The sequence below is a fragment of the Streptomyces boninensis genome, from assembly GCF_048572725.1.
GTDB lineage: Bacteria > Actinomycetota > Actinomycetes > Streptomycetales > Streptomycetaceae > Streptomyces > Streptomyces boninensis.
Map to the genome: position 1 here is coordinate 2139784 of NZ_CP183837.1, position 19200 is coordinate 2158983.

Here is a 19200-nt window from a genome sequence, read left to right on the forward strand (position 1 = left end):
ATCTCTTTACAACCGTCGCACCCGCCGCGTCGTCTCTGGGGCAGTCCTCCGGCGCTGAAGAGGGAGTCAGTACATGCGTACAGCACTGATCGCGGCGGGTTCCGCGGTGGCCGCGGCGGCGGCCGTGGTGGCGGTCCCGGCAGCGGCCCAGGCCACCACCACCCCGACGTGCAGGACATCGCAGCTCAGCGCCGCCCTCGGCGGGCAGGAGGCCGGGGCGGGGAACATCTACCAGCACCTGGTGCTCACCAACAAGAGCTCGACCGCCTGCGCCCTGAAGGGCTACCCCGGCGTCTCGCTGCTCGACGCGGCAGGCAAGCAGCTCGGCCCGACGGCGACGCGCGAGGCCAAGGGCTACGGCACGGTGACGCTGGCGCCGGGCGCCACGGCGAGCAACACGCTCCATACGCTCAACCGCCACGGCAAGTGCCTGCCGGCGTCCGCGCAGGTACGGGTGTATCCGCCGGCGAACCGCGCCTCCCTGGTCATCCCGGGCGAGATCACCATCTGCGGGAACGTCTTCAGCATCAGCCCGCTGGCGGCGGGGGCCGGGGGCAATCCGGGCGGCACGGGCGGCGGTTCAGGCGGTACGGGCGGTACGGGCGGCTCGGACACGGGCGGCGGTACGGGCGGCTCCGGCGGCTCCGGCTCAGGCGGCGGTACGGGCGGCGGCTCCGGCTCCGGCGGCCAGGTCGGCACGGTGCCCAGCGGCGCCCCGGACACGGGCGTGCGGGCGGCAGCCGAGAGCTCCGGCAACGGCGGCTCCGGCGAGGTCCTGGTAGCCGCCATCGGCAGCGGCCTCGCCGCCCTGGCCGGTGCGGCGGTGCTGGTGGCCCGCCGCCGGGCCAAGGACTGAGGGCGCGTTGGCCGCCCGTAACCACGCCGCGGCGGACGGGTGCGGCGGAGCGCCGGCACGGCGCCCCGCCGCACCCGGCGCGGGGCCCCGCCCCGAACGCGCGGCCCCGCCCCGCTCCGCGCCCGGCCGTACACCGGGCCGCTCCCGCCGCATCGCGGGCGGGCGCCCCCGCGCGGGCGCGGCGCTGGCGCTTGCCGCTGCCATGGCGCTCGCCGCCCTGGCCGGTTGCGGGCCGGACACGCCCGCCTCCTCCGGACCGTCCCGCGACCGCGACCGCACACCGAAGTCGTCCGCGGCCACGACTCCCGCACCACCCGCCGCCGACAAGCCCATGTCCCACTCGCGCCCCGCACGCCTCCGTATCCCCGCCATCGGCGTCGACACCCCCGTCATCCCCCTCGGCCTCACCCGCACCCGCGAGATCGAGGTGCCCCCCATCCGCGCCCACGACCCCGCCGGCTGGTACGAACAGTCCCCCACCCCCGGCGAGTTGGGCCCGTCGGTCGTCCTCGGCCACGTCACCGTAGGCAAATACGGCGACGGCGTCTTCAAGCGGCTGCCCAGCCTCAAGGCGGGCGACCGGATCACCGTCACCCGCAAGGACGGCTCCGAGGCGGTCTTCGCCGTGGATTCGGTCCAGAGGGTGGCCAAGAAGCGGTTCCCGACGCAGCGTGTGTACGGCGACACCGACCACCCCGCGCTGCGCCTGATCACCTGCGGCGGCAGCCGCTCCGCGGGTGAGTACGCCGACAATGTCATCGCATACGCCTCGCAGGCCGCCGCCAAGTGAGCGCGGCGGAGCACGTACCGGGGTACGTGAGGAGTGTGGGCATCCGGGCATCGACTCAAGAGCGCGCCGCCGCCGAGCTGTTCGCCGTGCTCTATCCGCGCCTCGCCGGTTGGGTGCGGCGGCTGGTGGACGATGACGAGACGGCGCATGAGATCGCCGCGGAGGCGTTCACGCGGCTGTGGGCCCGCTGGGCCAAGGTCGAGGAGCCCCGCGGCTTCCTCTACGCGACCGCCGCCAACCTGGTCCGCGACCACTGGCGCAAACTGGAGCGCGAGCGCCGTGCACTGCGCCGCGCGGTCACCCAGGAGGCGGCCAACTCCCGCGACGAGACGGCCGATCCGACCGTACGCCTCCTGGTCCAGTCGCTCCCCGACCGCCTGCGCGCCCCCGCGCTGCTCTACTACTACGCCGACCTCCCCATCCGCGAGGTGGCCCGTCTCCTGGGCCGCCGCGAAGGCACCGTCAAGTCCGACCTCCACGCGGCCCGCGAACTGCTCCGCGCCGAGCTCGAGGGACACCATGACCGGATCACCTGACGACCAGCACGGCCGGGACGCCCGCGACTCCCGCGACTCCCGCGACTCCCGCGACTCCCGCGACGGCGACCTCACCCCGCGCCTCGACGGCAGCGAGGGCGACCCGCTGGAGTCGCTGCTGCGGCCCCCCGCGGCGTTCCTCGCCGCGTCCCCGGAGGCGTACGGGCGGATCCGCCGCCGCGCCGCCCGCCGCAGGCGCGCCCGCGCGGTGCTCGGCGCCACGGCCGCGGCGGCGGTGCTCGGCGGCACGGCGTACCTGGCCACCGCGCTCTCCCCCGACCGCGGCGAGGACGAGGTGGCCCGCCCCACCGCGAGCGAGTCGCACCCGGACTCGGCCGCCCCCACCAGCCCGCCCCCGAGCAGCTCCCCCAAGCCCCCGGCCCCGGAACACAGCGGCAGCGGCAAGCCGGACGGCACCCCGAGCGGCAGCCCGTCCCGTACGACCCCGTCCCCCTCCGGCAAGGCGGGCGGCGACACCGCACCCCGGCGCTGCGAGACCGCGAAGCTGTCCGCCTCCGTGAAGACCGGCGACGCCGCGGCAGGCAGCATCTACCGCTACCTGGTCCTCACCAACCGCGGCGACACGACCTGCCGCCTCGCCGGCTTCCCCGGCGTCTCGCTGCAGGGCGCCGGCGGCGCCCGCATCGGCGACCCGGCGACCCGCGACGCGAAGTCGTACGACCCGGTGACTCTCGCTCCGGGGAAGGCCGCCAGCAGCACCCTGCGCACGATCAACCACCAGGGCGAGTGCCTGCCCACATCCGCTGAGGTGCGCGTCTACCCGCCGGGCAACACGGCGTCCCTGACCGCCCCCGCCGAAATCGACCTCTGCGACGGCACCTTCACGGTCACCCCGCTGACGGCGGGGACGGGGTGAGCGGCGCGGTCCGCGGGGTCCGCTCTCGGTTCCACCTCGACGCTAACCGCCATTGAGGGCAACTTCAGTCCGCAGCGCACCGCACAACGAGCACCGCACCCGCGACAACGAGCCCCCCGCTCCCCCGCGACTACCCGACCGCCGCCCCAAAGAGCGACCCCAGCCCATACGTAACAGCCGCCGCCGCGCCGCCCAGCACCAGCTGCCGCAGGCCCCCGTACCACCACGACCGCGTCGTCACCCGCGACACCACCGCGCCGCACACGAACAGCCCGGCCAGCGCCAGCGCCGCCGCGGGCCACAGCGACGTGGAGCCCACCAGGTACGGCAACACGGGCAGCAGTGCGCCCAGCGCGAATGAGCCGAAGGACGACACCGCCGCGACCGTCGGCGACGGCAGGTCGTCCGGGTCGACGCCGAGCTCTTCCCTGGCGTGTATCTCCAGGGCCTGGTCGGGGTCCTTCATCAGCTGCCTGGCCACCTCGCCGGCCAGCTCCGGCGCCACGCCCCGCTTCACATACAGGTCGGCCAGCTCCCGCTCCTCGGCCTCGGGGTGGCGGCGCAGCTCGCGCCGCTCCACGTCCAGCTCCGCCAGGACCAGCTCCCGCTGGGAGGCGACCGAGGTGTACTCTCCCGCGGCCATCGAGAAGGCGCCCGCGGCCAGGCCCACAAGGCCCGTCACCGCGATCGTCTTCGACTCCACGGAGCCGCCCGCGACGCCGGTGATCAGCGCGAGGTTGGATACGAGCCCGTCCATCGCGCCGAAGACGGCGGGGCGCAGCCAGCCGCCATTGACATCCCGGTGGGTGTGCTGGTGGGCCTCGGCCGGGTTGGCGGAATCGGCGGCGGGGGTGGTCATATGGCCGACCGTACGCGCGCCCGCACCCCGCTCGCCAGCAAGGCAGGCCGTACTTACCACCCCCGGAGAGATGACGATCACAGTTACGCGGGTCTTGACGCGGGCGTAACGCGGCAGCAATATCTGTAAACGTTTCCAGTAGCTGTAAACCTTTACAGCAATGGCGCATCACGGACGCAAAGGGGCGAGTGTGGTGTCATCCGGGACGGCCGGATCGGGCGGATCGGGCTCAGGGCCGCCGACCATCGTGTCCATCGCCGAGCGCGCAGGCGTCTCCATCGCCTCCGTCTCGCGCGTGCTGAACGGGCTCAGCGCCCGCCGCGACACCGAGGAGCGGGTCCGTAACGCCGCCGCCGAGCTCGGGTACGTGCCGAACTCCGTCGCCCGCTCCCTCAAGGGCGGCCGCACCCGGCAGCTGACCTTCGCGATGCCCGACATCGGCAACCCCGTCTACGTGGCGATGGTCCGCGAGATCCAGGCGGTCGCGAAGGCCGCCGGCTACCGCCTCCTGCTGCACTCCACCGACGCCGTCACCGAGGACGAGCTGGCGGTCGTCCGCAGCCTCGCCGAGCGCACCAGCGACGGGCTCATCATCTGCCCGATACGGATAACCCCCGAGCACGTCGAGGCGATCGCGCAGGCCACCGCCCCGGTCGTGGTGATCGGCTCGCCGCCGCCGGACGCGCAGCTGGACTGCGTCCAGGCCGATTCGGTCAGCGGCGCGGAGAAGGCGGTGCGGCATCTGGCCGAGACCGGCCGCCGCCGGATCGCCTTCATCAACGGCCCCATCGACACCGTGCCGGGGCGTAATCGCGACGAGGGCTATCGCAAGGGCCTCGCCGACCACGGCATCTCCTACGACCCGGGCCTCGTGGCGGCGGCGGACTTCGACGTCGCGGCCGGCGCCGAGGCGGCGCACCGGCTGCTGGACGCCCGCCCGGACCTGGACGCGATCTTCTGCGCGAACGACCAGCTGGCGCTCGGCGCCGCGCAGACCCTGCACACCCGCGGCATGCGGGTGCCCGAGGATGTCGCCGTCGCCGGCATGGACAACACCCAGCTGGCCCGCGCCGCCTGGCCGCCGCTGACCAGCGTGGACCTCGGCTCGTCCGAACGCGGCCGCATCGCCGCCGAACTGCTGCTGCAGCGCCTGCGCGAACGCGAGGCACGCCCCGGAGACCCCGCGGGCGACGCCGCCGAAGACACCAGCGAAACCACCATCCCTGCCCCCCGCCGTACGACCGCCGAGCCGCGGCTCGTCGTGCGCGAGTCCACCGTCCCGGCGAGGTCCGTATGAGTCTCACGAGCCCCAAGCCGAAGCCGCAGGCTTCGGGAAACCGAGGCACCCCACCACCCCGCACCCCGGCGCAGCGCAAGGCCGCGCTGGGTCTGGACCGCGGCGGCTGGTTCCTGCTGCTCCCGGCGCTGGTGCCGATCCTGATCCTCAGCGTCGGCCCGCTGCTGTACGGCGTCTCGCTCGCCTTCACGGACTCGCAGTCGGGGCGCACGAACCCGACCCAGTTCGTCGGCCTCCACAACTTCGCGGACCTGCGGCACGACTCGCTCTTCTGGGACTCCTTCCGCATCGGCCTGATCTGGGCGGTCTGCGTGACGGCCCTGCAGCTCGTCCTCGCCCTCGGCCTGGCCCTGCTGCTCAACCAGAACCTGCGGTTCCGCTGGCTGGCCCGCACCCTCGCGCTCGTCCCCTGGGCGATGCCGGAGGTCGTGGTCGGCATCATGTGGCGGCTCGTCTACCACCAGGACGCGGGCATCCTCAACGCCACCCTGAAGGACCTCGGCTTCATCAACGAGAACGTCGACTGGCTCGGCTCCCTCTCCATGGCGCTCCCCGCCGTCATCGTCGTCGGCATCTGGGCGGGCATGCCGCAGACCACCGTCGTGCTGCTGGCCGGGCTGCAGAACGTGCCCGGCGAGCTCCGCGAGGCCGCCGCCCTGGACGGCGCCGGGCTCTGGCGCCGCTTCACCGCCGTCACCTGGCCCGCGGTCAAGCCGGTGGTCATCGCGATCACCGCCCTGAACTTCATCTGGAACTTCAATTCCTTCGGCCTGGTCTACGTCCTCACCCAGGGCGGACCCGGCGGCGAGACCCGGCTGCCGATGCTCTTCGCGTACGAAGAGGCCTTCAAGTACGGCCAGTTCGGCTACGCGGCCGCGATGGGCCTGGCGATGATCGCCGTCATCGCGATCTTCCTGACCCTGTTCCTGCGCAAGCGTCTGAAGGAGGAGGCCGCATGAGTACGGCAGGCTCCCTGCGAGCGAAGCGCGCGGCCGGCCGCACCGGCCAGTACGTCGCCCTCCTCGCCTACCTCGTCTTCCTCGCCTTCCCGCTGCTGTGGCTGGTCTCCACGGCCTTCAAGCCGGCGAAGGAACTCGGCTCCATCGACCCGACGTGGCTGCCGAAGGACTGGACCCTGGAGAACTTCCGGGTCGCCTTCGACACCCAGCCGCTGCTGCACTCGGCGCTGAACAGCCTGATCGTCGCCGTATCGGCGGCCGTGATCGCGGTCGCGATCGCCATCCCGGCGGCGTACGCGATGGTCCGCTACAAGTCGAAGGTCTCGACGGCCGGCACGGCCTGGATCCTGGTCAGCCAGATGTTCCCGTTCGTGCTGATCATCATCCCGCTGTTCCTGGTGCTGAAGAACCTGCAGCTGATCAACTCCATCGGCGGCCTGATCATCGTCTACGTCGTCTGGAACCTGCCCTTCTCGCTCTGGATGCTCCAGGGCTACGTGAAGGCGGTGCCGATCTCCCTGGAGGAGGCGGCGGCCGTGGACGGCGCGAGCCGCTTCCGCACCCTGACCAGCGTCGTCTTCCCGCTGCTCACGCCGGGCCTGGTGGCCACGCTGATGTTCTCCTTCGTCACCGCCTGGAACGAATTCTTCTTCGCCCTGGTCCTGCTCAAGTCTCCGGAGAACCAGACGATGTCCGTGATCCTCACCCGCTTCCTCGGCGCCGAGGGCGTCGCGGACCTCGGCCCGCTGGCCGCCGCGTCCGTGATCGCCACGATCCCGAGCCTGCTGTTCTTCGCCCTGCTCCAGCGCCGGCTGGTCAGCGGGATGCTCGCCGGGGCGGTGAAGGGCTGATGCGCCGTATCGCCACGGGAATCATCGCGGGCGCCTCCGCCATCGCCCTCCTGGCCGGCTGCGGCGGGAACGGCGACAACGCCGACGGCAAGGTCACCCTCGACTACTACTCCCTCGCCTGGCAGAAGGACTCCATCGAGGCGAACAAGCGCCTGGTCGCCCAGTTCAACAAGTCGCACCCCAACGTCAAGGTGAACTACGTCCAGGGCTCCTGGGACACCGTCCACGACCAGCTGCTCACCTCCTTCGAGGGCGGCGAGGCGCCGGACATCATCCACGACGACGCCAGCGACCTCACCGACTTCGCGTACGGCGGCTACCTCGCCGACATGAAGAAGCTGATCCCGGACGAGCTGAAGAAGGACATCCCGAAGTCCACCTGGGACTCGGTCACCATGGACGGCGGCGTGTACGCGGTGCCGTTCCTGCAGGAGCCGCGGGTGATGATCGCGAACAAGAAGCTCCTGAAGTCCTCCGGGGTCCGCATCCCGACCCCTCAGAAGCCGTGGACCTGGGACGAGTTCGAGGACATCGCCAAGAAGCTCACCAAGGACAAGAACGGCGACGGCCGCACCGACCAGTACGGCGTCGCGTACGGCATGAAGGAGCCGGTCAACCAGTCGGTGAGCCTTTCGCTCTCCACCGGCGGCGAGATGTTCACCAAGGACGAGACCGACGACGGGGTCAAAAACCGGGTCCAGTACGGCCCCGACGAGTCCGCCGTCGCCCAGACCATCAACCGGCAGGTCAACAAGGACAGGACCGCCCCGAAGTCCAGCCTCAGCATGGGCGGCTCCGACACCCTCCCCGGCTTCTTCGCCGGCCGGTACGCGATGGTCCCGCTGAACTTCGCGTACCGGCAACAGGTCGTCCAGCAGGCCCCGGACAACTTCGACTGGGAGGTGCTGCCGATGCCGGCCGGCAAGGGCGGCCTCTCGCAGGGCGTCGCGCCGCAGACCCTGTCGATCGCCGAGGACACCGACCACAAGAAGGCAGCGATGGACTTCGTCGCCTATATGTCGCAGCCGGACCACATGGCCGAGCTCGCCAAGGGCGACTGGCTGCTGCCGACCAGCGAGGAGGCGCTGAAGGACCCGGCGATCGCGACCGACAAGGACGGCTGGAGCCTCGGCGCGGACATCGCGAAGTCGCTCAAGCCCTCCCCCGCGCTCGGCGTCCGCGGCTATGCGGAGTGGTCCGACAAGCTCGCCACCCCCGCCTACCAGCGCTTCTACAACGGCGACACCGACGTGGAGGGCCTGCGCAAGTCGCTCGTGGAGGACGGCCAGCGGGTATTGGACAGATACCAGCGGTGACAGCGCGCGGCCGTACCGCCCAGCCCAGCGAGCGCACCCCGTAACGAAAGAGCACGATCAGCACATGAGCAGCACCGCAGAACCGGCAAGGGAGGAGCGGACGGCCGCGCGCCGGCCGCGCCTCCGCCCCGTATCACCCCCACCGACCGGCGCAAGGGAAAGCCGCACGGCCCGCGACCGGGCCCGCGGCGCGATGCTCGGCCTGGCCGTCGGCGACGCGCTCGGCGCCCCCGCGGAGAACATGAAGCCCTCCCAGATCCGGGAGCGCTGGGGCCGGATCGAGGACTTCGTGTCGGACGACCCGGCGGGTACGGACGACACGGAGTACGCGATCTTCTCCGGGCTGCTGCTCGCCGAGCACGGCTCCGGGCTGACGGTCGAGCACGTGGAGCACGCCTGGCACCAGTGGATCGCGGACCTGGACGAGGGCCCGTTCAAGGGCGCGGGCTTCTCCGAGCGCGGCACCCTGGAAAACCTCCGCCGCGGCCTGGCGGCGCCGATCTCGGCCCAGCACCGCCACTCCTGGAGCGACGGCCTGGCCATGCGCGCGGCGCCCTTCGGGGTGTACGCGGCGGGCCGCCCGGCCGAGGCGGCGCGTCTTGTCGCCATCGACGGCACGGTCAGCCACGACGGCGAGGGCATCTACGGCGGCAAGGCGGTGGCCGCGGGCGTCGCGGCGGCGATGGTGAGCGACAGCCCCGACGCCGTCGTACAGGCGGCCCTCTCCGTCATACCGGAGGACTCCTGGACCTCCCGCTCCCTCCAGCGCGCGGTCTCGGCGGCCCGCCGCGCCCGCCTGAACCCGGACGCCACCCCGCTCTCGATCGAGCGCGCGGTCCGCACCTCGGTGATCATCGGCGGCTACCCGTGGACGGACCTCGCACCGGAGGCGGTCGGCCTGGCCTTCGGCGCCTTCACGGCGGCCCGCGGCGACTTCACCACGTCGGTGCTGACGGCCGTGAACATGGGCCGGGACGCCGACACGACGGCGGCGGTGGCCGGCTCGCTGGCAGGCGCACTGCGCGGCGCGACCGCCATCCCCGTCGAGTGGGCGGACGCGATCCGCCCGGTCCGCGGCACCTGCCTGCCGTCGATGAAGGGCCACCACGTAGTCGAGATCGCCGACCGGCTAGCCCCGTCGGATGAGGGAGACAGGGCCGCATCATGACCCCACCGATAGTCACCGAATCCGCCCTGACGGAGCCCCCTCGGGGCCCGGAGCCCAACCGCATCGAGGGCCTCCTCCTCGGCATCGCCTCCGGCGACGCGGCCGGCTGGCCGTCCAGCAAGCACCGCGCCGCCCGCATGCCGGAGTGGACCCGCCGCCTCACCCGCGAGCTGGACACCTTCGCCGAGCAGAACCAGACCACCACCCTCCCGGTCCCGATCGCCCTGAACCAGCCCCCCGAGCCACTCCGCCTCGGCCCGTCGGACGACGCGGAATGGGCGGCCTTCACGGCGGGCGCGGTGCTGTCGGCGGGCACGTCCCTGCACAGCGACCTGACGGTCGACCAGCGGGTCCGCTCGGCGCTGACACTTGCATGGAACGCGCTGGCGGACGAGGTGGCGGCGGCCGCGGAGCGCGCGGACGAGATCGAGTCGGCGGAGATCCCGATCCGGGCCCGCATATCCGTACGAGCAGGCCTGGGCAACCTGGCCACCGGCCTCCGCCCCCCGGCGACCGGCCACGACAACCCGCACTACTTCGACGACGCGGCGTGCGTACGGGCGGCCGTCCTGGCCACGGTCCACCCGGGCGACCCGACGGCCGCCGCCGAACTGGCGGAATTCGACGCCCGCTTCACCCAGGACGGCGACGGCGTGCACGGCGCCCGCGCGATCGCGGCGGCGGTGGCGGCGGCCCTGGGCGGCGCGGTGGTCGACGCGGCAGTGGACGCCGCCCTGGCCCAGCTCCCCGAGGGCACGGAGATCCGCCGCAACGCGCTGCGCGCCGTCCAGCTGGGCCGCTCGGCGGTGGCCACCCGCCCCGGCCTCCCGGGGAACGCCTTCGCGCTGGTCCCCGTCCTGGAACACGAAATCGTCGACCACGTCTACAGCTACGGCATCGCGGCGGCAGAAACGGTCCCGGTGGCCCTGGCAGTGGCGACGGCATCGGCGGGCGCGGTGACGGAAGCAGTCCCGGCAGCCGCCTGCCTCTCCCGGGTCGCAGACTCGGCCCCAGCCCTCGCCGGCGCCCTGACCGGCGCCATCGGCGGCGCCTCCGGCCTCCCGGCCACCTGGCGCGACGCCTGCCGCGTGCTGTCGGGCTGCGCCCTGCCGGACCTGGCAGGCACCGACCTGGTCACCCTGGCCGACCAGCTGACAGCAAACCAACTGGCCGAAACGGCCGACCAACCAGCCACCCCGGAAATCTCCACCCCCGCGGAAGGAACCCTCGCATCATGACCGCGCCCACCACAGTCACCGGAGCCCCCACCCTCACGGACCGCGCGACCGGCTGCCTCGTCGGAGCGGCGGTCGGCGATGCCCTCGGCGGCCCGGTCGAGGGCTGGACGCCCGAGGCCATCGCCGAGCGCCACGGCGGTCGGGTGCAGGGCATCGTGGAGCCGTTCTACAAGGACGAGTGGAAGACGGCCCGCCCCATCGCCCCGTACCACAAGGGCGACGGCCACGTCACCGACGACACCCTCATGACGCACGCGCTGGTGCGGGTGTACGAGCAGGTCAGGGACCACCTGGATGCCTACTCAGTGGCGGACTACCTCGTCCCCGACCTGATCGGAAACCCGCGCTGGATCCCCGAGCTGGAGGCGGAGGCGCTGCCGCTGCAGCGGATCTTCCTCGCGGAGAAGTGGATCGTGGCGCGGATCCACTACGGCCACATCGACCCCCGCGAAGCCGGGGTCGGGAACATCGTCAACTGCGGCGCCGCGATGTACATGGCGCCGGTGGGTGTGGTCAACGCCGGCAACCCGGCGGCGGCGTACGCGGAGGCCCTGGATGTCGCGGGGGCGCACCAGTCCTCGTACGGCCGCGAGGCGGCGGGCGTCTTCGCGGCGGCGGTGGCGTCGGCGTTCAAGCCGGGCGCGACGGTCGACTCGGTGATCGCGGATGCGCTGGCGCTGGCGAAGGACGGGACGAAGGCCGCGATCGAGGCGGTGTGCGAGGTCGCTGGTCGCTACGACGACTTCGAGGATGCGCTGAAGCCGCTGCGGGCGGCTGTGGAGCCGTACGACACGGTGGGCCCGGAGTACCGCAAGCCGTCGCTGGGCGCGCGCCGCCCGTCGCGGCTGCACGCGATCGAGGAGCTGCCGGTCGCGCTCGGCATGCTGGTCGTGGGCCGTGGCGACTTCCGCCACACGGTGCTGGGTTCGGTGAACTACGGCCGGGACTGCGACTCGATCGCGACGATGAGCGGGTCGATCGTGGGGGCGATGCGCGGCGCCGGCGCGGTGCCGGAGGAGTGGTCGTCGGAGGTGGGAAGGGCCAGCAAGCTGGATCTGATCACACCGGCGGAGTCGCTGGCAGCGGTGGCTCAGGAGGTCTACGCGAAGGACATCGCCCGCCGCCGCGAGCACGAGGCCGCCTTCGGCGCGATTGCGGGCCTGTGATGCTACGTCTGACCTGGGTCCAGCCAGAGGACTTGGTCGGCCACGAACTGCGCCAGGCGGCGCAGGACGGCCGCAACGCGAGCGCCGTGGAACGGCGGTGGCTCGCGGCGGGCGGTCACCTTGCGCCGGAGCGGGCCGGGGCGTCGGCGGGGCCGGGGGATCCTGCGCTGCGGCGGCTGGCGGAGGAGCTGCTGGATGAGCTGGCGGCCATGCCCTCGCCGTTGTCGGCGGACGAGCCGACGGAGCTGGGAGCAATCCAGGCGCTACGCGCTGATGCTGCTTCGCCGCTCCGCGGCGAAAGGGGCGCGCGGGCTGGCACCCAAGCCCGTCCGGCGTTTGCGGACGAGACCCGCACACCAGCCCGTCCGCCGTTTGCGGACGAGACCCCCACACCAGCCCGTCCGCCGTTTGAGGACGCGACCCCCACACCAGCCCGTCCGGCGTTTGAGGACGAGCGCCGCCAGGCGCGACACGGGGGTCTGGGGGCGGAGCCCCCAGGGACGGGCAGCGGGGGTCTGGGGCACCCCCCAGTTTCGGGAAGGGGCGGGATTGGGGAACGCCTCCACGCCGCCTGGCTCGGGCGCGCTGTCGGCTGCCTCCTCGGCAAGCCGGTCGAGAAGATGACTCTCGATGGCATCCGCGCCATCGCCCGCTCCACCGGCAACTGGCCGCTCCACACCTGGTTCACCGAGGTCGGCCTCGACCCCGAGATCTCGGCCGCGTACCCCTGGAATCGCCGCTCGCGCCCCACCTCCCTCGCCGAGAACATCGACGGCATGCCCGAGGACGACGACCTCAACTACCCCCTCCTCGGCCTGCTCCTCCTCCAGCGCCACGGCCACGACTTCACCACCGCCGACGTGGCCAAACTCTGGCTCGACGAACTCCCCGCCGGCCGCACCTTCACCGCCGAGCGCATCGCCTACCGCAACCTCCTCGACGGCATCGAGCCCCCGCACACCGCCACCCACCACAACCCCTTCCGCGAGTGGATCGGCGCAGCCATCCGCGCCGACATCTTCGGCTGGACCAACCCGGGCGACCCGTCCAAAGCCGCCGAACAGGCCCACCGCGACGCCACCCTCACCCACACCGCAAACGGCGTCTACGGCGAGATGTTCACGGCAGCGGCGATCGCCGAAGCCGCAGCCGGCACCACCGACATCCACCGCATCATCGCGACCGGCCTCGCCGTCGTCCCACCCCGCTCCCGCTACGCCCAAGCCATCCGCTTCGGCGCCGAACAGGCCCGTACGCACACGGACTTCTCCCAAGCCGTAGACGCACTGCACACCGCGTACGCCGACCACCACTGGGTCCACGTCCTCCCCAACGCCGCCCTCCTCGCCGCCGCCCTCACCCACGCCGACGGCGACTTCACCGCGTCCATCACCAACGCCGTCTCCGGCGGCTGGGACACCGACTCCAACGGCGCCACCGCAGGCTCCATCGCGGGCCTGATCGCAGGCACACCCGACGCCCTCCCCCACCACTGGACCGCCCCGCTGAAGAATCGCCTCTCGACCACCGTCGGCGGCATGGACGGCATCGGTTTCGACGAGCTCGCCGCCCGCACCCTGGAGGCCCGCGCATGACCACGAACCTCGCCGTACTCGGCTCCACGAACATGGACCTCGTCGCGTACGTGGCCACGGCACCCCAACGGGGCGAGACGGTGACCGGCCGCGAATTCCGTACGATCCCCGGCGGCAAGGGCTCCAACCAGGCCATCGCCGCCGCCCGCGCGGGCGGCAACGTATCGATGATCGGGGCGGTCGGCGACGACGACTTCGCCAACCGGCTCCGCACCACCCTCTCCGAAGCCGGCGTGGACACCGCGGGCCTGCGCACCGTCCCGGGCCCCAGCGGCACCGCGCACATCGTCGTCGACGACGACGGCGGCAACTCCATCGTCGTCGTCCCCGGCGCCAACGGCACCGTCACCGGCCTCGCACCCGGCGACGAGGGCCGGATCGCCGCCGCGGGCGCCCTCCTCCTCCAGCTCGAACTCCCCCTCACCGGCGTCATCGCCGGCGCCGTCACCGCCCGCGGCCACGGTGTCCGGACGGTCCTCACCCCCGCCCCCGCCCAGCCGCTCCCGCCCGAACTCCTCGCCGCCACCGACCTCCTGGTCCCGAACGAACACGAGGCCGCCGCCCTCACCGGCATCACAGGCGACCCGCACAAGGCCGCCCAGACCCTCCTCGAACAGGTCCCCGAGGTCGTGATCACCCTCGGCGAGGCCGGCAGCCTGTACGCGGCCCGCAACGCCGAACCGGTCCAGGTCCCCGCCATCCGCGTCGACGCCGTCGACACCACCGCGGCCGGTGACACCTTCGTCGGCGCGCTCTGCGTGGCGTACGGAGAGGGCCGCCCGATGCCAGAGGCGATGGCGTGGGCCGCGGCCGCGTCGGCGCTGTCCGTACAACGCCCCGGGGCCTCTGCCTCCATGCCGGACCGCATGGAAATCGACTCGCTGTACTCGGAGGACCACCGATGACTGCCCCCGCGAACCCCACCACCGGCCCGCTGGCGGGCCTCCGCGTCCTCGACCTGGCCACGCTCTTCGCCGGACCGCTCGCCGCCACCATGCTCGGCGACTTCGGCGCCGAGGTCATCAAGGTCGAGCACCCCGCCAAGCCCGACCCGTCCCGCGGCCACGGCCCGGCGAAGGACGGCGTCGGCCTGTGGTGGAAGCTGCTCGGCCGCAACAAGAAGAACATCACCCTCAACCTCTCCACCCCCGAAGGCCGCGAGGTCCTCCTCAAGCTGGCCGCCGAGTCGGACGTCATCATCGAGAACTTCCGCCCCGGCACCCTGGAGAAGTGGAACCTCGGCTGGGACGAGCTCAGCAAGGCAAACCCCCGCCTCGTCCTAGCCCGCGTCACCGGCTTCGGCCAGTACGGCCCGTACTCCCGCCGCCCCGGCTTCGGCACCCTCGCCGAGGCGATGTCCGGCTTCGCCGCGATCACGGGCGAGCCGGATGGCCCGCCGACCCTGCCGCCCTTCGGCCTCGCCGATTCGATCGCCGCGCTGTCCACCTCGTACGCCGTGATGGCCGCGCTCGCGGGCCGCGACAAGACCGGCAAGGGCCAGGTGGTCGACATGGCGATCATCGAGCCGATGCTGACGATCCTCGGCCCGCAGCCCATCTGGTACGACCAGCTCGGCTACGTCCAGCCGCGCACCGGCAACCGCTCGACGAACAACGCGCCGCGGAACACGTACCGCACGTCCGACGGCAAGTGGGTCGCCGTCTCGACCTCCGCGCAGTCGATCGCCGAGCGCGTGATGCGCCTCGTCGGCCGCCCGGAGTTCATCGACGAGCCGTGGTTCAGCACCGGCGCGGGCCGTGCCCAGCACGCCGACGAGCTGGACGAGGCGGTCGGCTCCTGGATCGCCGGGCACGACCGCGACGAGGTCGTCACCGCCTTCGAGAAGGCCGAGGCGGCCATCGCCCCGATCTACGACGTCACGGACGTCATGGCCGACGACCAGTACAAAGCCCTCGGCTCGATCACCGAGGTCGAGGACGACGAGCTGGGCACGGTGAAGATGCAGAACGTCCTCTTCCGCCTCTCCGAAACCCCCGGCGGCATCAAGTGGGCCGGCCGCCCGCACGGCTCCGACACCGACGAAATCCTCGGCGGCCTCGGCTACGACGCGGACGCGATCGCGCGGCTGCGCGAGAAGGGCGCATCATGACCGGCCCCGCGACCGACCCGATCCTCACCTGGCTGTACGTCCCCGGCGACCGCCCCGAGGTGATCGCCAAGGCGCTGCACTCCGGCGCCGACGTCGTGCTCGTCGACCTCGAGGACGCGGTCGCCCCCAGGCGCAAGGCGTACGCGCTGGAGGCCACGACGGAGCTGCTCAGCGAGCCGGAGCCGGGCCCGGCCCCGGTCCACGTACGCATCAACGCCCTCGACGGCCCCCTCGCCCACGGCGAGCTCCGCGCACTCGCGGGCCTCCCCGGCCTGGCGGGCCTGCGGCTGCCGAAGGTGACGGACCCGGCCCAGATCCACGAGGTGGCCGCCTGGGCCCCGGAGACGCCGCTGTACGCGCTGCTGGAGTCCGCGCTGGGCGTGGAGCAGGCGTACGCGATCGCATCGGCCCACCCGGCGATCGAGGGCCTGGCCCTGGGCGAGGCCGACCTGCGCGCGGATCTGGGCGTCACGGACGACGCAGGCCTGGCCTACCCCCGCTCGCGCGCGATCGTCGCCGCCCGGGCGGCGGGCCTGGCCCCGCCCCCGCAGTCGGTCTACCCGGACGTCCGCGACACCGAGGGCCTGGCCCGCTCCTGCGCCACGGGCCGCACCCTCGGCTTCTTCGGCCGCACGGCGATCCACCCGCGCCAACTGCCCGTCATCGAGCAGGCCTACCTCCCCTCCCCCGCCGAGATCGAGAGTGCGGAGGAGATCATGAAGGCGGCCGCCACGGACGCGGGCGCGCTGGCGCTCCCGGACGGCCGCTTCGTGGACGCGGCGGTGGTGGCGGGCGCGCAGCGGACGCTGGCGCTGGCACACCGGCAGCGGTGAGGGGCGGGGCTGGGGCTCAGCAGTCCGGGATCTCCTTCCCGGCGTTGTCCTTGGCCTCGTCGTTCCCCCAGCGGGAGAGGTAGTACGCCGATACGTACTGCCCCGCCGGGCCGCTGTCCGGGTCGGTCTTCAGCCACCAGTGGTTGTACGTGGTGTCGTCGCCGATCTTCCGGCCCTTGACCTTGCAGAAGACGTAGTTCGTGCCCTTGTTCAGCGTCCCGGTCTGCTGAGTCGACGTCGGCGAGGCGAAGACGGGCGCGTCATCGAAGGTGTCGACCCAGTACTTGCCGTCCTGCCCCGAGCAGCCGTTGTCGCTGGTCAGGTGCTTCTGGCCGTACGACCCTGGGTACGGGGCCAGCGACTGGCCGTTGATGTGGATGGTCTGGCCCGCGCCGTTGTGCAGCTGCTCGTAGTGGATGTGCGGCCCGCTGACGTTGCCCGTCGAGCCGGTGGTGCCGATGGGCTGGCCCTGGGCGACGTTCGTCCCGTCGGCGACGAGGAACGAGTCCAGGTGGAAGTAGTAGGTCTTCCAGCCGCCGCCGTGGTCGATGGAGATGTAGTTGCCGGCGCCGCCCGGCTGCGAGTGCCGGGTGGCGGTGCCCGCGGCAGAGGCGAGCTGCGGCGTGCCCGCCGTCGCGCCGCCGTCGGAGCGGACGAAGTCCAGGGCGAGCCGGACCTCGGCGGAGTGGTGGCTGTAGGTCCACTTCTGGCCGCAGGGGAAGGGCGCCTTGAACTCGGGCGCCGCTTGCGCGGTGGGTGCGACAGCCAGGCCGATGCCGACTGCCGTCAGAACGGCGAGGAGGATGGCGAGCGGTCTCTTATACATCCCGGCAGGATGCCGAGTTTTGGCATGCGCAGGACACCCTCAGGCCGTCCCGAGACGACTCAACTCTTCTGAGACGAGTCCGCTTGCTCCGCCTTAGCACCCTTTTCCGCCTTGGCTTCGGCGGAGTCGTCACCCTCGGACTCGGCTGTGGCGACGGCCTCGTCGGGCTGCGCGCCAGGCTCGACCACGGCCTCCCGGCCGGGCCGCACCTTCGCCGAGATCACGATGTAGAGCACCGCGGCCACGAAGACGAGAATCGAGACCCACACATTCAGCCGCAGCCCGAGCACATGGTGCGCCTCATCGATGCGCATGTACTCGATCCAGCCGCGCCCGGCGGTGTACCCGGCCACGTACAGCGCGAAGGCCCGCCCATGCCCGAGCCGGAAGCGGCGGTCGGCCCAGATGACCAGAAGGCAGACGCCGACGTTCCACAGGAACTCGTACAGGAAGGTCGGGTGGAAGGTCCCGGTCACGCCCGGGTCGAGGACGTTGTGATCACCGTCGATCTTGACGGCCCACGGCACGTCGGTGGCCTTGCCGTACAGCTCCTGGTTGAACCAGTTGCCCCAGCGGCCGATCGCCTGGGCCAGCACGATGCCGGGCGCCACGGCGTCCGCGTACGCCGGCATCGGGATGCCGCGGCGGCGGCAGCCGATCCAGGCGCCGAGCGCGCCGAGGGCGATGGCGCCCCAGATGCCGAGGCCGCCCTCCCAGATCTTGAAGGCGTCGACCCAGTTGCCGTCCTTGCCGAAGTACGGCTCGTACGTGGTGATCACGTGGTAGAGCCGACCCCCGACGAGGCCGAAGGGGACCGCCCAGATGGCGATGTCCGCGACCGTCGTGCGCTTGCCGCCGCGGGCCTCCCAGCGGCGGCCGCCGAGCCAGATCGCGACGAAGATCCCGATCAGGATGGCGAAGGCGTATCCGCGCAGCGGGAGGGGACCAAGGTGGATGACACCTTGCGACGGGCTGGGGATGTAAGCGATGTCCATGGCAGCACCGACCGTACCCTGCCGGGCGGGTGATGAGGCAACCCACCCGGCAACGGGTCCGTAACTCCTCGCTCAGGAAGCGCCGGCCTTGTCGCCGGCTTTGTCACCGGCCTTCTTGTCGACGAGCTCCGTCAGCTTCTTCGGGGTGAGGTCGCTGCCCTGGCCCCAGACGTTCTTGCCGTCGAGCAGCACGGTCGGGGTGGAGGTGTGGCCCGACTTGCCGAAGGCGTCCTGCGACTTCTGCACCCAGCCGTCGTAGCGGCCGTCGTCGACGCACTTGTCGAAGGTGGCGCCGCTGAGGCCCTTGACCTGCTTGGCGAGCTCCTTGAGGCGCTTGTTGTCGCCGAAGTCGTCGCTGGTCTCTTCGGGCTGGTTGCTGTACAGCACGTCGTGGTAGTCGCGGAACTTCCCGGCGTCCTGGGCGCAGGCGGCCGCATTGGCGGCCTTGAGGGAGCCGGAGCCGCCGACATTGCCGTCGATGAGGGTCACGAGGTGGTAATCGGCGCTGAGTTTGCCGTCGTCGACCAGCTGGCCGATCGTCTTGCTGAAGCCCTGCTCGAACTGCGCGCACGCCGGGCAGCGGAAGTCCTCGTACACGGTGAGCTTCGAGGGCGCGTCGGCCTTGCCGGCCGGGATCGCGAGGCGGTCCTTGCCCGCGGCGCCCTTCGGATACGCGACGGGTTTCTTGGCGTCGTCGTCGCCGGAGTTCGCCTTGTTGACGGCGAAGGCGATGCCGCCCGCCACGATGATCACGCCGAGCACGCTGGCCAGCGCCACCATCGTCCGTCTGGTCTTCTGCCGCGCCTTGTCCCGCTCCCGCTCGGCCGCGAGCCGCTCGCGGGCTGCGCGCTTGCCTTCCCTGTTCCGTTCGCTCACGCCCGGCGTAACGAGGGCGGCGGGTCACGGTTGCGGGGCGGGGGGTGAGAAC

The 19200-nt window shown here is 72.2% G+C and carries 19 protein-coding genes; 15 read left to right on the forward strand and 4 right to left on the reverse strand.

From position 1 onward, the window contains the following. The first annotated feature begins 73 nt into the window (after positions 1-73). Genes ACNNMR_RS09560 through ACNNMR_RS09575 form a run of 4 tightly spaced genes read left to right on the forward strand, consistent with a single transcriptional unit; the run spans position 74 to position 3059 of the window. On the forward strand, positions 74-856 hold the full coding sequence (locus ACNNMR_RS09560; RefSeq protein WP_419994107.1) for a DUF4232 domain-containing protein: 783 nt from the start codon (positions 74-76) through the stop codon (positions 854-856). 7 nt (positions 857-863) lie between these two features. Next, positions 864-1646 (forward strand): class F sortase, encoded by a 783-nt coding sequence (locus ACNNMR_RS09565; protein ID WP_419994108.1) that lies wholly within the window; start codon positions 864-866, stop codon positions 1644-1646. A gap of 41 nt (positions 1647-1687) precedes the next feature. Further along, a complete protein-coding gene (locus tag ACNNMR_RS09570; RefSeq protein ID WP_420000311.1) occupies positions 1688-2182 on the forward strand; it encodes an RNA polymerase sigma factor in 495 nt (164 codons plus the stop codon). Next, the gene (locus ACNNMR_RS09575) at positions 2166-3059 is read left to right on the forward strand and encodes a DUF4232 domain-containing protein (RefSeq protein WP_419994109.1); all 894 of its coding nucleotides are present in this window, start codon (positions 2166-2168) and stop codon (positions 3057-3059) included. Before ACNNMR_RS09570 ends, ACNNMR_RS09575 begins: the two co-directional genes overlap by 17 nt. A 130-nt stretch (positions 3060-3189) precedes the next feature. Here ACNNMR_RS09575 and ACNNMR_RS09580 read toward each other — a convergent pair whose 3' ends face one another. After that, positions 3190-3918, reverse strand: coding sequence for a VIT1/CCC1 transporter family protein (locus tag ACNNMR_RS09580; protein ID WP_419994110.1), 729 nt, complete (start codon positions 3916-3918; stop codon positions 3190-3192). 193 nt (positions 3919-4111) lie between these two features. On the opposite strand from ACNNMR_RS09580, the gene ACNNMR_RS09585 reads away from it, so the two are divergent. The 11 genes from ACNNMR_RS09585 (at position 4112) to ACNNMR_RS09635 (ending at position 16451) form a co-directional block, all read left to right on the forward strand. Then, positions 4112-5215, forward strand: coding sequence for a LacI family DNA-binding transcriptional regulator (locus ACNNMR_RS09585; protein WP_419994111.1), 1104 nt, complete (start codon positions 4112-4114; stop codon positions 5213-5215). After that, positions 5212-6174 (forward strand): carbohydrate ABC transporter permease, encoded by a 963-nt coding sequence (locus ACNNMR_RS09590; RefSeq protein WP_419994112.1) that lies wholly within the window; start codon positions 5212-5214, stop codon positions 6172-6174. The genes ACNNMR_RS09585 and ACNNMR_RS09590 overlap by 4 nt, the downstream gene beginning before the upstream one ends. Then, positions 6171-7025, forward strand: coding sequence for a carbohydrate ABC transporter permease (locus ACNNMR_RS09595; protein WP_419994113.1), 855 nt, complete (start codon positions 6171-6173; stop codon positions 7023-7025). The genes ACNNMR_RS09590 and ACNNMR_RS09595 overlap by 4 nt, the downstream gene beginning before the upstream one ends. Next, positions 7025-8341, forward strand: a complete 1317-nt coding sequence (locus tag ACNNMR_RS09600; protein WP_419994114.1) for an ABC transporter substrate-binding protein — start codon at positions 7025-7027, stop codon at positions 8339-8341. The genes ACNNMR_RS09595 and ACNNMR_RS09600 overlap by 1 nt, the downstream gene beginning before the upstream one ends. Before the next feature lie 64 nt (positions 8342-8405). Further along, the gene (locus ACNNMR_RS09605; protein WP_419994115.1) at positions 8406-9509 is read left to right on the forward strand and encodes an ADP-ribosylglycohydrolase family protein; all 1104 of its coding nucleotides are present in this window, start codon (positions 8406-8408) and stop codon (positions 9507-9509) included. Then, on the forward strand, positions 9506-10747 hold the full coding sequence (locus ACNNMR_RS09610; RefSeq protein ID WP_419994116.1) for an ADP-ribosylglycohydrolase family protein: 1242 nt from the start codon (positions 9506-9508) through the stop codon (positions 10745-10747). The genes ACNNMR_RS09605 and ACNNMR_RS09610 overlap by 4 nt, the downstream gene beginning before the upstream one ends. Next, positions 10744-11913 (forward strand): ADP-ribosylglycohydrolase family protein, encoded by a 1170-nt coding sequence (locus tag ACNNMR_RS09615; RefSeq protein ID WP_419994117.1) that lies wholly within the window; start codon positions 10744-10746, stop codon positions 11911-11913. The genes ACNNMR_RS09610 and ACNNMR_RS09615 overlap by 4 nt, the downstream gene beginning before the upstream one ends. Further along, positions 11913-13508, forward strand: a complete 1596-nt coding sequence (locus tag ACNNMR_RS09620) for an ADP-ribosylglycohydrolase family protein (RefSeq protein ID WP_419994118.1) — start codon at positions 11913-11915, stop codon at positions 13506-13508. The genes ACNNMR_RS09615 and ACNNMR_RS09620 overlap by 1 nt, the downstream gene beginning before the upstream one ends. Then, entirely contained in the window at positions 13505-14413 is a 909-nt protein-coding gene (gene rbsK / locus ACNNMR_RS09625) for a ribokinase (protein WP_419994119.1), read from the forward strand. Before ACNNMR_RS09620 ends, rbsK begins: the two co-directional genes overlap by 4 nt. Further along, positions 14410-15618, forward strand: a complete 1209-nt coding sequence (locus ACNNMR_RS09630; protein WP_419994120.1) for a CaiB/BaiF CoA transferase family protein — start codon at positions 14410-14412, stop codon at positions 15616-15618. The genes rbsK and ACNNMR_RS09630 overlap by 4 nt, the downstream gene beginning before the upstream one ends. Continuing rightward, the gene (locus ACNNMR_RS09635) at positions 15615-16451 is read left to right on the forward strand and encodes an HpcH/HpaI aldolase/citrate lyase family protein (RefSeq protein WP_419994121.1); all 837 of its coding nucleotides are present in this window, start codon (positions 15615-15617) and stop codon (positions 16449-16451) included. Before ACNNMR_RS09630 ends, ACNNMR_RS09635 begins: the two co-directional genes overlap by 4 nt. Positions 16452-16467: 16 nt before the next feature. Here ACNNMR_RS09635 and ACNNMR_RS09640 read toward each other — a convergent pair whose 3' ends face one another. The 3 genes from ACNNMR_RS09640 to ACNNMR_RS09650 form a co-directional block, all read right to left on the reverse strand. Beyond that, positions 16468-17277, reverse strand: a complete 810-nt coding sequence (locus ACNNMR_RS09640) for a M23 family metallopeptidase (protein WP_419994122.1) — start codon at positions 17275-17277, stop codon at positions 16468-16470. Between the two features lie 59 nt (positions 17278-17336). Beyond that, complete coding sequence (gene lgt / locus ACNNMR_RS09645) at positions 17337-18272, reverse strand: prolipoprotein diacylglyceryl transferase (RefSeq protein WP_419994123.1); 936 nt, start codon at positions 18270-18272, stop codon at positions 17337-17339. Positions 18273-18344: 72 nt separating this feature from the next. Then, a complete protein-coding gene (locus ACNNMR_RS09650; RefSeq protein ID WP_419994124.1) occupies positions 18345-19148 on the reverse strand; it encodes a DsbA family protein in 804 nt (267 codons plus the stop codon). Between the last annotated feature and the right edge of the window lie 52 nt (positions 19149-19200).